The organism is Bordetella ansorpii, from assembly GCF_900078705.1.
In the GTDB taxonomy this organism is placed as follows: domain Bacteria; phylum Pseudomonadota; class Gammaproteobacteria; order Burkholderiales; family Burkholderiaceae_B; genus Bordetella; species Bordetella ansorpii_A.
On the sequence record NZ_FKIF01000002.1, the window covers coordinates 1,070,627 to 1,083,578 of the forward strand.

Annotated in this window: 8 protein-coding genes; 6 read left to right on the forward strand and 2 right to left on the reverse strand. The window is 68.5% G+C overall.

The annotated features are described in order from the left end of the window. Positions 1–59 precede the first annotated feature (59 nt). Both metH and A6745_RS08470 read left to right on the forward strand, forming a co-directional pair. Positions 60–3,833, forward strand: a complete 3,774-nt coding sequence (gene metH, locus A6745_RS08465) for a methionine synthase (RefSeq protein ID WP_066125639.1) — start codon at positions 60–62, stop codon at positions 3,831–3,833. Positions 3,834–4,081: 248 nt separating this feature from the next. Then, positions 4,082–4,579: a PTS sugar transporter subunit IIA gene (locus tag A6745_RS08470; protein WP_066125641.1), complete on the forward strand. Its 498-nt coding sequence runs from the start codon at positions 4,082–4,084 to the stop codon at positions 4,577–4,579. A 41-nt stretch (positions 4,580–4,620) separates the two neighbouring features. On the opposite strand, the gene A6745_RS08475 is transcribed toward A6745_RS08470, so the two are convergent. Further along, positions 4,621–5,424 carry a class I SAM-dependent methyltransferase gene (locus tag A6745_RS08475; protein WP_066125643.1) on the reverse strand — a complete coding sequence of 268 codons (804 nt, stop codon included), beginning with the start codon at positions 5,422–5,424 and terminating at the stop codon, positions 4,621–4,623. Between the two features lie 98 nt (positions 5,425–5,522). Between A6745_RS08475 and A6745_RS08480 the strand changes: the two genes are divergently transcribed. Then, positions 5,523–6,353, forward strand: coding sequence for a helix-turn-helix transcriptional regulator (locus A6745_RS08480; protein ID WP_066125645.1), 831 nt, complete (start codon positions 5,523–5,525; stop codon positions 6,351–6,353). A 6-nt stretch (positions 6,354–6,359) separates the two neighbouring features. Here A6745_RS08480 and mutY read toward each other — a convergent pair whose 3' ends face one another. Next, positions 6,360–7,457, reverse strand: coding sequence for an A/G-specific adenine glycosylase (gene mutY, locus A6745_RS08485; RefSeq protein WP_066125647.1), 1,098 nt, complete (start codon positions 7,455–7,457; stop codon positions 6,360–6,362). 222 nt (positions 7,458–7,679) lie between these two features. Here mutY and A6745_RS08490 point away from each other — a divergent pair, with 222 nt between their 5' ends. The 3 genes from A6745_RS08490 (at position 7,680) to A6745_RS08500 (ending at position 12,918) form a co-directional block, all read left to right on the forward strand. Continuing rightward, on the forward strand, positions 7,680–11,297 hold the full coding sequence (locus A6745_RS08490) for an indolepyruvate ferredoxin oxidoreductase family protein (protein WP_066125649.1): 3,618 nt from the start codon (positions 7,680–7,682) through the stop codon (positions 11,295–11,297). A gap of 87 nt (positions 11,298–11,384) precedes the next feature. Then, the gene (locus A6745_RS08495; RefSeq protein ID WP_082852955.1) at positions 11,385–12,062 is read left to right on the forward strand and encodes a PadR family transcriptional regulator; all 678 of its coding nucleotides are present in this window, start codon (positions 11,385–11,387) and stop codon (positions 12,060–12,062) included. Positions 12,063–12,093: 31 nt separating this feature from the next. Continuing rightward, complete coding sequence (locus A6745_RS08500; RefSeq protein ID WP_066125651.1) at positions 12,094–12,918, forward strand: siderophore-interacting protein; 825 nt, start codon at positions 12,094–12,096, stop codon at positions 12,916–12,918. Positions 12,919–12,952 lie beyond the last annotated feature (34 nt).

The window sequence follows — 12,952 nt, forward strand, 5'->3', positions numbered from 1 at the left end:
TAAAATGCGGATACAAGTCCGTCATCTCGCGCGCCGCCGCATTTCCCGCAGGATCCGCCGTGTCATACCCCCGCATGCCCTATCCTTTGTCCGCCTACACGCATGGCGCCGAGTTCGTTCGCCAGTTGGACAAGCGCATCCTGATCCTGGATGGCGCGATGGGCACGATGATCCAGCGTTACAAGCTGACCGAATCCGATTTCCGCGGCACGCGCTTCGCCGAGCACCACAAGGACCTCAAGGGCGACAACGAACTGCTGTCGCTGGTGCGGCCCGACGTCATCTCCGAGATCCACCGCCAGTACCTGGAAGCGGGCGCCGACGTCATCGAGACCAACACCTTCGGCGCCACGTCCATCGCGCAGGGCGACTACGACCTGCCGGAGCTGGCCTACGAACTGAACAAGGTATCGGCGCAACTGGCGCGCGAAGCCTGCGACCGCTACAGCACGCCCGAGCACCCGCGTTTCGTGGCCGGCGCCCTGGGTCCGCAGCCCAAGACGGCCTCCATCTCGCCGGACGTGAACGATCCCGGCGCGCGCAACGTCACGTTCGACGAGCTGCGCGCGGCCTACATCGAGCAGCTCGATGGCCTGCTCGACGGCGGCATCGACATCGTGCTGATCGAAACCATCTTCGACACGCTCAACGCCAAGGCGGCCATCTTCGCCACCGAGGAAGTGTTCGAGCAGCGCGGCGTGCGCCTGCCCGTGATGATCTCGGGCACCGTGACCGACGCCTCGGGCCGCATCCTGTCGGGCCAGACCGTCGAGGCCTTCTGGAATTCGGTGCGCCACGCGCGTCCCGTCACCATCGGCCTGAACTGCGCGCTGGGCGCGGCGCTGATGCGCCCCTACGTGGCCGAGCTGTCCAAGATCTGCGACACCTACGTCTGCGTCTATCCCAACGCCGGCCTGCCCAATCCCATGGCCGAGACGGGTTTCGACGAGACCCCGGCCGATACCTCGGCGCTGCTGGAAGAGTTCGCGCGCGCGGGCCTGGTCAACATGGCGGGCGGCTGCTGCGGCACCACGCCCGACCACATCCGCGAGATCGCCAGGAAGGTGCGGGTGCTCACGCCGCGCGCCGTGCCCGAGGTGGCCGTGAAGACGCGCCTGTCGGGACTGGAACCGCTGAACATCGACGAAGAGACCCTGTTCGTCAACGTGGGCGAGCGCACCAACGTGACGGGCAGCAAGATGTTCGCGCGCCTGATCCGCGAAGAGAAATACGACGAGGCGCTGGCCGTGGCCCGCCAGCAGGTCGAGAACGGCGCGCAGATCATCGACATCAACATGGACGAGGCCATGCTGGATTCGGTGGCCTGCATGCACCGCTTCCTGAACCTGATCGCGTCCGAGCCCGACATCGCGCGCGTGCCGGTGATGATCGACAGTTCCAAGTGGGAGGTGATCGAGACCGGCCTGAAGTGCGTGCAGGGCAAGCCGGTGGTCAACTCCATCTCGATGAAAGAGGGCGAGGAGCCCTTCCGCCATCATGCCCGCCTGTGCCGCCGCTACGGCGCGGCCATGGTGGTGATGGCCTTCGACGAACTGGGCCAGGCCGACACGCTCGCGCGCCGCAAGGAGATCTGCGGCCGCGCCTACCGCATCCTGGTCGAGGAAGAAGGCTTCGCGCCTGAAGACATCATCTTCGATCCCAACGTGTTCGCGGTCGCCACCGGCATCGACGAGCACAATCACTACGCGATGGATTTCATCGACGGCGTGGCGTGGATCCGCAAGAACCTGCCGCACGCGCGCATCTCGGGCGGCATCTCGAACGTCAGCTTCTCGTTCCGCGGCAACGAGCCGATGCGCGAGGCCATCCACACGGTCTTCCTGTACTACGCGATCACCGAAGGCCTGACGATGGGTATCGTCAACGCGGGCCAGTTGGGCGTGTACGCCGACCTGTCGCCGCAGCTGCGCGACCTGGTGGAGGACGTGGTGCTGGACCGCGCCGAGCCCGTGGGCCGCGTCGATGCCGCCGATGAGCGCACGCCCACCGAGCGCCTGGTGCAGTTCGCCGACACCATCAAGGGGTCTGGCGCCAAGAAGGAAGAGGACCTGGCGTGGCGCAGCGCCGAGGTCGAGCAGCGCCTGTCTCACGCGCTGGTGCACGGCATCACCGCGTTCATCGTCGAGGACACCGAAGAGGTGCGCCGGAAGATCGAGGCGCGCGGCGGCCGTCCGATCGAGGTGATCGAAGGCCCGCTGATGGATGGCATGAACGTGGTCGGCGACCTGTTCGGCGCGGGCAAGATGTTCCTGCCGCAGGTGGTGAAGTCGGCGCGCGTGATGAAACAGGCCGTGGCCCACCTGATTCCGTTCATCGAGGAAGAGAAGCGCCAGATCGCCGCGGCGGGCGGCGACGTGCGCGCCAAGGGCAAGATCGTCATCGCCACGGTCAAGGGCGACGTGCACGACATCGGCAAGAACATCGTGTCCGTGGTGCTTCAGTGCAACAACTTCGAGGTCGTCAACATGGGCGTGATGGTGCCCTGCGCGCAGATCCTCGACAAGGCCAAGGAAGAGCAGGCCGACATCATCGGCCTGTCCGGCCTGATCACGCCCAGCCTCGAAGAGATGGCCTACGTGGCCGCCGAGATGCAGCGCGACGACTATTTCCGCGAACGCCGCATGCCGCTGTTGATCGGCGGCGCCACCACCAGCCGCGTCCACACCGCCGTGAAGATCGCGCCGCATTACGACGGCCCTGTGGTGTACGTGCCGGACGCCAGCCGTTCGGTGGGCGTGGCCACCAACCTGATGTCCGACCAGTCGGCCAGCTACCTGGCGGAGCTGGCGCAGGAATACGAGGACGTGCGCCGCCGCCACGCCAACCGCAAGACCTCGCCGCTGATGTCGCTGGTCGATGCGCGCGCGCAGCGCCCGCGGATCGACTGGGCCAATTACACGCCGCCGCGGCCCAAGTACATCGGCCGCCGCACGTTCAAGAGCTACGACCTGGCCGAGATCGCGCGCTACATCGACTGGGGGCCGTTCTTCCAGACCTGGAGCCTGTTCGGACCGTATCCCGCCATCCTGCAGGACAAGGTGGTGGGCGAGCAGGCGCGCAAGGTGCTGGCCGATGGCCAGGCCATGTTGAAGCGCATCATAGAAGGCCGCTGGCTGACCGCCAGCGGCGTGGCCGGCTTCTATCCGGCCAATACCGTCAACGACGACGACATCGAGGTCTACAAGGACGAGTCGCGCGGCGAGGTGCTGTTCACGTGGCGCAACCTGCGCCAGCAGGGCGCCAAGCGCGAGGGCGTGTCCAACAAGTGCCTGGCCGATTTCATCGCGCCCAAGGACAGCGGCGTGGCCGACTACATCGGCCTGTTCGCCGTCACGGCGGGCCTGGGCATCGAGAAGAAGGAAGGCGAGTTCGAGCGCGACATGGACGACTATTCGGGCATCATGCTGAAGTCGCTGGCCGACCGCCTGGCCGAGGCCTTCGCCGAATGCCTGCATGCCCGCGTGCGGCAAGACCTGTGGGGCTACGCGCCCGACGAGGCGCTGTCCAACGAGGACATGATCGCCGAGAAGTACGTGGGCATCCGCCCCGCGCCGGGTTATCCGGCCTGCCCCGAGCACGTCGTCAAGACCGACCTGTTCCAGGTCCTGGACGCGCGGGAAGTGGGCATGAGCCTGACGGACAGCTACGCCATGTGGCCGGCTTCCAGCGTGTCGGGCTTCTATTTCAGCCACCCGCAGTCGCAGTACTTCAACGTGGGCGTCATCGGCGACGACCAGGTGGAAGACTACGCGCGCCGCAGCGGCCGCGGCGAGGACGACGTGCGGCGCACCCTGTCGCCCAACCTGGGCTGATGCATGCGGCGGCCGGGCGGCGCGCGCCGCCCGGCTCGCGGCACGCGCGGTATCGGCGGCGCGCATATGCCCCGGAAACGGGCCCATATGCGCGCCGTTTATGTTTTCTTTACGTCTGCGTACGCCTTGTTTGCAGGTTTTTTGCCCGGTGTGGCCTACAGTGCTCGAACTGGCCGTGGGGCCATCGACCGCAACAGGGCAAGACGCCGCGGTGCAAGGCGGCCACTGCCCGCCAGGAAAGGAAGACCATGGGCAAGATCGCCGATCTGCTGAAGGACCAGGACGTACTCATCGACCTGGACGTGCCGGACAAGGATGCGCTGTTCGACGTGGCCAGCCAGGGCCTGGCCAATGGATGCCAGATATCGGCCCAGAACATCCTGGCCGCGCTGACGCGCCGCGAGCGGCTGGGGCCGACCGCGCTGGGGCAGGAAGTCGCCGTGCCGCATGCTTCCGTCGAAGGGCTGGATGGCATCCACGTGCTGTATGCGCGCTTGAAGCAGCCGTGCTTCTTCGACGGCGCGACCGGCATGCCGGTGATGCATGCCCTGTTTCTCATCGTGCCGATGCCCGCCAACCAGACGCACCTGGACATGCTGGCCGAGGTGGCCCGCTTGTTCTCCCAGCCCGACTTCCAGAAGGCCCTGCGGCGCGCCGAGTCGCCCGCCGGGATTCGCCAGGCGTTCCAGGCGTATTGCGAACGCAGCCCGGCGGATATCGGCCAGGCCGCCGTGCGGGCCCGCTGACTCGCGGGCCGATGCGGCGGCAAAGCCGCGGCAGTGGGACGCTACACCGCGCACCCGGATTCGGGCAGCGAGGCAAAACAGGGCTTGGCGGCCACGATCGTCAGCGTGTCGCTGGTGAACGAGCCGTCCTCCTGCACCTGGAAATAGCGCCGCACCGGCTCGGGCGCGATGGCGGACATGTGCCGCAGCGCCGCGACCAGCGTGTCGGGCGTGCGCATGCGCGCCACCCACGACGAGAACTCCAGCGGCAGCCGCCGCGGCGTCCAGCTGCGAGGCACGAAACCGGCCTCGCTCAGCATGCGCGTCCATTCCGACGCCGAGTAGTCGCGCACGTGCGAGGTGTCGCGCAGCACTTCGATGGTCTGCAGCCAGGTGTCGAGCAGCGCCTGGCCGGGCGAGACCACGTCCGCGAAGACCGCCGTGCCGCGCGGCTTGAGCACCCGCAGCGCCTCGCGCATGGCCAGTCCGGGGTCGGACCAGTGGTGGGTCGAGTACCGGCACAGCACCAGGTCGAACTCCTCATCCGCGAAGGGCAGGCGTTCGGCCTTGCCGCGGCAGGTCGACAGGTTGGACAGCCCGCGCCGCGCCGCCTCGTCCGCCACCACGTCCAGCATCCGCTGCGACAGGTCATAGGCGGTGACGTGAGCCACCAGCGGCGCCACGGTGAAGCTGACGTGGCCGCCGCCGCACCCCAGGTCCAGCACGCGCGCCCGGGGATGCTCGCGGGCGATGTCGGCCAGTTGCCGCAGGTCGGCGCCTTGCGCGTGGACGGTGCTGGTCAGATAGGCGGCGGCCTGCGGGCCGAACTGGCGGTCCACCGCGGCCTCATGGGTATTCGTGGTCATGTCGATTCCTGCGTTGTCGGTCAGGGGCCGGAGCGGTCCCCGCAGGGCGTAAGATAGGCAGGTGTGCATACGCGTACAAGTCTATTGCTTATCCTGGTATGACTACTGCTCCCTCCGCTCCCTCCGCCTCTGACGGCTCTTCCGTGCGCCGCCACGCGCTGGGCGAATTCGTACGCAGCGCCCGCGCGCGCATCACCCCGCAGATGGCGGGTCTGCCGGACGGGCTGCGGCGCCGCACGCCCGGCCTGCGCCGCGAAGAGGTGGCGCAGTTGTCGGGCATCAGCGTCACCTGGTACACGTGGATCGAGCAGGGACGCGAGGTCTCGGTGTCGCCCTCGGTGTGGGGGCGCATCGCGGGTGTGCTGCAACTGGCGCGTGCCGAACGCGCCTATCTGTTCGAGCTGGCCGAATGCGCCGATCCGCAGCATCCGCGCGATGACGCCAGCGGCACGCCCGCGCCGTTGCGCGAATGCGTGGAGGCCATCCAGGCGCCGGCCTACGTGCTGGACCGTGCATGGAACGTGCTGGCCTACAACGCGCCCATGCGCGGCCTGTTCGACGACTGGCCGGCGCGCGATGCCAAGCCCAACCTGCTGCGCTACATCTTCCAGGACCCCGCCGCGCGCGAGCTGGTGGTGGACTGGGACCAGCGCGCCCGCCGCGTGGTGGCCGAGTTCCGCGCCGATGCCGGCGCGCACCTGGACGAGCCGGACGTGGCGCAACTGGTGGAAGACCTGAAGCGCGACAGCGGCACGTTCGCGCACTGGTGGACGCGCCACGCGGTGGTCGAGCGCGAAGGCGGCCTGCGCGATTTCCAGCATCCCCGGCGCGGCCGCGTGGCGTTCCAGCAGGTCACGTTCCGCCTGGCCACGCATCCGGAGCTGAAGCTGGTGATGTTGCTGGCGGGCGAGGCCATGCCCGCCGAGTAGCCGCGTTCAGGCGAAAAGGTCGCGATCCGCCGCGGGCATGCCCGGCAACCCCGCCAGGAACAGGCCTTCCAGCAGCTTCTTCACCGGCGCGGGCAGGGCGGTGGCGGCCAGTTCCGCCGCCGGCACCCAGCGCATGACCGGACCTTCGGCCACGCCATCACGCAGCACCGTGGGCGCCCGCACGTGCACATACCAGGGGCTGACGTTCAAGCGGTAATGCGTGAAGACGTGCGAGAAGTCCGCCAGCCGGTAGTGCGCGGCCGGTTCCAGCCCCAGCCGCCTCGACGCGTCCAGGGGATCGGCGTCCGCCGCGAATTCCGGCAGGCTCCACAACCCTCCCCAGATGCCGGTTTGCGGCCGTTGCAGCAGCAGCACGGCGCCATCGCGCTGCAGCACCAGCATGCCCGTGTCGCGTTGCGGTACGGCCTTGCGCGCCTTGGGGGTAGGCAGTTCCTGCTGGCGGCCCTCGCGCCGCGCGACACAGGTGTCCATGACCGGGCAGCGCTCGCAGGCCGGCTTGCCGCGCGTACAGAGCGTGGCGCCCAGGTCCATCAGGCCCTGCGTGTAGGCGCGCATGTCCAGCGTGGGCGCCGCGGCCACCTGGGCGTCGGCCAGCGCCCACAGGCGTTGCTCGACTTCGCGCTTGGCGGGATCGCCCTCCACCCCGAAATGGCGCGTGAATACACGCTTGACGTTGCCATCGAGGATGGGCGAGCGCTCGCCGTACGAGAACGCCGCGATGGCCGCCGCCGTGGAGCGGCCGATGCCGGGCAGCGTGGCGATCTGCGCCGCGGTGGGCGGAAAGCGGCCGCCCCAATCGGCCACGACCTGCTGGGCGCAGCGGTGCAGGTTGCGCGCGCGGGCGTAGTAGCCCAGGCCGGCCCAGTAGGGCATGACCTCGTCCTGGGTGGCGGCGGCCAGCGCCGCCACGTCCGGGAAGCGTTCCAGGAAGCGCTCGTAATAGGGGATGACCGTGGCGACCTGAGTCTGCTGCAGCATGATCTCGGACAGCCAGGTGCGGTAGGCGTTGGGAGCGCCTTGCCAGGGCAGGCCGTGACGGCCGTGCCGGGTCTGCCAGGCGGCGATGCGGGTGGCGAAATCCATGCCGGATTATCGCATCGCCCTATTGCGGGGACGCATCCGGACGAGTACAACATGAACAAAACAGGAAGCACCCTGGTGTGCTGTCCCATGGATCGCCGGCATGGCCAGACGTGCCGGGGCATCCATGCGACAGCGCACTGATGCCCCGGGCCAGCCGCCGGCCGCTCCACAAGAGCTCTTTTCCAGCGGCCATCCCGGTATTCCAAGACCAACGGAGTAGACATGAACGCCCCTCTCTCGCCCGCGCAACACGCGGCGCTTGCCTCTGTCCAACTGGACGATCGATACACCCTTGAAACCGGCCGGGCCTGGATGAGCGGCATCCATGCCCTGGTGCGCCTGCCCATCATGCAGCGGCTGCGCGACGCGCAGGCCGGCCTGAACACCGCCGGCTTCGTGTCGGGCTACCGCGGTTCGCCGCTGGGCGGCGTCGACCAGAACATGTGGAAGGCGGCCAAGTACCTGAAGCAGCACCACGTCGAGTTCCAGCCCGGGGTCAACGAAGACCTGGCCGCCACCGCCGTGTGGGGCTCGCAGCAGGTGAACCTGTTCCCGGGCGCGAAGTACGACGGCGTGTTCGGCATGTGGTACGGCAAGGGCCCCGGCGTGGACCGCTGCGGCGACGTGTTCAAGCATGCCAACGCGGCGGGCACGTCGCGCCATGGCGGCGTGCTGGTGGTGGCGGGCGACGATCACCCGGCCAAGTCTTCCACGCTGCCGCACCAGAGCGACCACATCCTCAAGGCCTGCATGATTCCGGTGCTGTTCCCGTCCAGCGTGCAGGAAGTGCTGGATTTCGGGCTGCACGGCTGGGCCATGAGCCGCTATGCGGGCGTCTGGGTGGGCCTGAAGACGATCACCGACATCGTCGAGGTCTCGGCCTCGGTGGACGTCGACGTCGATCGCGTGAAGATCCTGCTGCCGGAAGATTTCCAGCTGCCGGGCGATGGCCTGAACATCCGCCTGCCCGACACCCCGCTGGAGCAGGAGGCGCGCCTATTGGACTACAAGCTGTACGCCGCCCTGGCGTACGCGCGCGCCAACAAGCTGAACCGCGAACCGTGGCAGGTGCCGCAGCAGGATGCGCGCTTCGGCATCATGACATCGGGCAAGGCCTATCTCGACACGCGCCAGGCGCTGTCCGACCTGGGCCTGTCGGAAGAGGTGTGCCGCCGCATCGGCGTGCGCCTGTTCAAGGTGGGCATGGTGTGGCCGCTGGAAGCCAGCGGCACGCAGCAGTTCGCCGAGGGCCTGGACGAGATCCTGGTGGTGGAGGAAAAGCGCCAGGTGCTCGAATACCAGTTGAAGGAAGAGCTGTTCAGCTGGATCGGCTCGGGCAAGAAGATTCCTCGCGTGGTCGGCAAGTTCGACGACAAGGACGGCGGCGAATGGTCGGTGCCGCAAGGCAACTGGCTGCTGCCGGCGCACTACGAGTTCTCGCCCGCCATGGTGGCCAAGGTCATCGGCCAGCGCCTGCTGCGCTTCGAATTGCCCGAGGACGTGCGCGCCGGCATCGAGGCGCGCCTGGCCTTCATCGAGGCCCGTGAAACCGCGCTGTCCAAGCCGCGCGTCACGGCCGAGCGCAAGCCCTGGTTCTGCTCGGGCTGTCCGCACAACACCTCCACGCGCCTGCCCGATGGCTCGCGCGGCATGGCGGGCATCGGTTGCCACTACATGGTGACCTGGATGGGCCGCAACACGCAGGTGTTCACCCAGATGGGCGGCGAGGGCGTGCCCTGGATCGGCCAGGCGCCGTTCACCGAGGAAAAGCACGTGTTCGCCAATCTGGGTGACGGCACGTACTTCCATTCGGGACTGCTGGCGATCCGCGCGGCGGTGGCGGCCAAGGCGCCCATCACCTACAAGATCCTGTTCAACGATGCCGTGGCCATGACCGGCGGGCAGCCGGTCGATGGCCCCATCAGCGTGCCGATGATCGCGAACCAGGTGGCGGCGGAAGGCATCGAGAAGATCATCATCGTGACCGACGAGCCGCAGAAGTACCGCGGCGTGTCCGGCCTGGCGCCCAACGTGCCCGTCAAGCATCGCGACGAACTGGACGCGGTGATGCGCGAACTGCGCGAATATCCCAACGTGTCGGTGCTGATCTATGACCAGACCTGCGCCACCGAGAAGCGCCGCCGCCGCAAGCGCAATGCGTATCCCGATCCCGCGCGCCGTGTCGTCATCAACGAGCGCGTGTGCGAGGGCTGCGGCGATTGTTCCGAGAAGTCGCATTGCCTGTCGGTCGAGCCGCTGGAGACCGAGTTCGGCCGCAAGCGCACCATCAACCAGTCCAGCTGCAACAAGGATTATTCCTGCCTGAAGGGCTTTTGCCCCAGCCTGGTCACGATCGAAGGCGGCAAGCTGCGCAAGCCCGGCGCGTTGCAGCAGCAAGGAGACATCGCCGCGGGCCTGCCCGAGCCGCGCGCGGCGGACCTGCGCGCGGGCCACTACGGCGTCTTCATCGCCGGCGTGGGGGGCACGGGCGTGGTCACCATCGGCCAATTGCTGGGCATGGCCGCGCACCTGGAGGGCAAGGGCTGTTCGGTGCTGGACATGGCGGGCCTGGCGCAGAAGGGCGGCGCGGTGTATTCGCACGTGGTGCTGGCGCCCACGCCGGGCGAGCTGATGAACACGCGCGTGGCCATGGGCGAGGCCGACCTGGTGCTGATCGGCGACATGGTGGTGGGCACGGGGCCCGAGGCCATGGCGCGCATGCGCCCGGGCCGCACGCATGCCCTGCTGAACAGCGACGTGGCGCCCACCGCGGCCTTCGTCAGCAACCCCGACTGGACGCTGCCGGGCTCGGACCTGCAGGCGGATCTGCAGGCGGCTTGCGGCGCCGGCAACGTCGACACCATCGATGCGGCCGAGCTGGCGGTGGGCCTGCTCGGCGATGCCATCTACGCCAACCCGCTGATGATGGGCTATGCCTATCAGAAGGGCTGGCTGCCGCTGGGCGAGGCGGCGCTGCTGCGCGCCATCGAACTCAACGGCCAGCAGGTGCCGAACAACGTGGCGGCGTTCGCCTGGGGCCGCCGCGCCGCGCACGACCTGGCCGCGGTGCAGGGGCTGATCGGCGCGCCCGCCACACACGCGCCGCCCGTTGCCGACGAGGGCATCGTGGAGGTGCGCCGGGGGCAGGGGGCCGTGGTCGACTTCAAGCGGCCGGGCGGCGAGCTGGATGCGCTGGTGTCTCGTCGTGTCGAATTCCTGACGCGGTACCAGAACGCCGCCTACGCGCGGCGCTATCAGGAACTGGTCGACCATGTGGCGCAGGCCGAGCGCGCCGCCACCGGCACCACGCGCCTGGCCACGGCGGTGGCGCACTACTACTTCAAGCTGATGGCCTACAAGGACGAGTACGAGGTGGCGCGCCTGTACACCGATGGCGAGTTCCTCAAGCGCATCGAGGCGCAGTTCGAAGGCGACTGGACGGTCAACTTCCACCTGGCGCCGCCGCTGTTCGCAAAACGCGATGCGCAGGGACACCTGGTCAAGCGCCGCTATGGGCCGGGCATGCTGCGCGCCTTCAAGCTGATGGCCCGGCTGCGGGGCCTGCGCGGCACGCCGCTCGACGTGTTCGGCTACACGGCCGAGCGGCGCGCCGAACGCGAGCTGGTCCGCCAGTACCGCGAGGACATCATGGCGATCCTGCCCAAGGTGTCGCGCGCCAACCTGGAGCGCGCGGTGGCGCTGGCCAGCCTGCCGGAGCACATCCGCGGCTACGGCCACATCAAGGAGGCCGCGATGGCAAAGGCCGCCGCGCGCCGGCGGGAAATGCTGAGGGACTTCAGCGCGCAGGTGGTGCCCCTCGACGGCGCGCGGGCGGCCTAGACGCCGGCTTTTCGCCCCAGGGTGATTGACATGGGGTGTTCCGTGGATATATCGTAAGACATATCTTACGATCTACGGAGCATTCTCATGCATTTTCCCTGGCAGGGTTTCTCGCGGGGCCATTCGCCCCGGCATTGGTTCGGCATGGGCGGTCCGCGCGGCGGCCGCCATGGGCGGGGCGGCGGCTGGATGGGCGGCGGCTGGGGCGGCATGGGCGACGATGGATTCACCCGTGGCCGCAAGTTCGGCGCCGACGAACTCCAACTGATGCTGCTGGCGATGCTGCAGGAGCAGCCCCGCCATGGCTACGAACTGATCAAGGCGCTGGAGACGCGTTCCAACGGCTTCTACACCCCGAGCCCCGGGGTGGTCTATCCCGCGCTGACCTATCTGGAAGAACTGGACTACGCCACGGTCGAAGTTCACGGCAACCGCAAGCGCTATCACCTGGCCGAGGCGGGCCGCGTCCACCTGGACGAGAACCGCGAGCGCGTCGACCTGATCTTCGCGGGGTTGGCCCATGCCGCGCGCAAGATGGCGTGGATGAAGCAGTGGGGCGGCCAGGACGGCGCCGCAGAGACGCCCGCGGGTCCCCAGGGCGGCGGTTGGGTCAAGGAACTGGACGAGGCGCGCCACGCGCTGAAGATGGCGCTGTTCCGGCGCAGCGAAGCCGATGCCGACGAACAGCGCCGCCTGGCCGACATCCTGCGCCGCGCCACCGCCGAGATCGAGCAGGGTGGGCCCTGTCAGCCCCCGAAGGCTTGAATCCCCCATCAGATCCCGGAGAGAGAATCCCATGACATCCGATACCCTGGACGCGGCGCGCCCGCAGGTCCGCAAGGTTCAACATGCATTGAAAGCCCGTCTGTTGCGGGTGCGCCGCACCACGGCCCTCAGCCCGCAGATGGTTCGCATCACGCTGGAAGGCGACGACCTTGACGGCTTCGTCTCCGCCTCGTTCGACGATCACGTCAAACTGTTCTTCCCGTCCGAGCCGGATGCCACGCCGGTGATGCCGGTCTTCGGCCCGAATGGCCCGCAATGGCCCGAGGACGCGCCCAGGCCCGTCACGCGGGACTACACGCCACGCCGCTACGACGCGCAGGCCGGTGAACTGGACATCGACTTCGTGCTGCACGGCGAGGGGCCGGCCACGGCCTGGGCCGCGCAGGCGCGTCCTGGGCAGCAACTGGGCGTGGGCGGACCGCGCGGCTCATTCGTCGTGCCGCTGGGGTTCGACTGGCACCTGCTGACCGGCGACGAGACGGCCCTGCCGGCGATTGCCCGCCGCTTGTCCGAGTTGCCGGCTTCCGCGCGCGTGATCGCGGTGATCGAGACGCGCCAGACGTCGGCGCGACTGCCGCTGGAATGCGCTGCCGACCTGACCCTGCAGTGGGTGCATTGCGCGGTGGATACGTCCGATGGCCGCACGGCGCTGGAGCGCGCGGTGCGCCGCCTGCGATTGCCGGAAGGCCAGGGCTATACGTGGGCGGCGGGCGAATACTCGGCCATCCGCGCGATCCGCCAGCACCTGGTGCAGGAGCGAGGCATGGATTCGGCGTCGATTCGCGCCGCGAGCTACTGGCGGCGGGGGCCCGGCGCCGGGCACGAGGTGTTCTAGCGCTGCCGCGCCGGGAAGCCGGCCTCGGCCCGGG

Bases quoted from the DNA above. Each gene is read 5' to 3' on its own strand.
- A6745_RS08470 (WP_066125641.1), top strand. From the start codon at position 4,082: ATGGGCAAGATCGCCGATCTGCTGAAGGACCAGGACGTACTCATCGAC.
- A6745_RS08480 (WP_066125645.1), top strand. From the start codon at position 5,523: ATGACTACTGCTCCCTCCGCTCCCTCCGCCTCTGACGGCTCTTCCGTG.
- A6745_RS08490 (WP_066125649.1), top strand. From the start codon at position 7,680: ATGAACGCCCCTCTCTCGCCCGCGCAACACGCGGCGCTTGCCTCTGTC.
- A6745_RS08500 (WP_066125651.1), top strand. From the start codon at position 12,094: ATGACATCCGATACCCTGGACGCGGCGCGCCCGCAGGTCCGCAAGGTT.
- A6745_RS08495 (WP_082852955.1), top strand. From the start codon at position 11,385: ATGCATTTTCCCTGGCAGGGTTTCTCGCGGGGCCATTCGCCCCGGCAT.
- A6745_RS08475 (WP_066125643.1), bottom strand. From the start codon at position 5,424: ATGACCACGAATACCCATGAGGCCGCGGTGGACCGCCAGTTCGGCCCG.
- mutY (WP_066125647.1), bottom strand. From the start codon at position 7,457: ATGGATTTCGCCACCCGCATCGCCGCCTGGCAGACCCGGCACGGCCGT.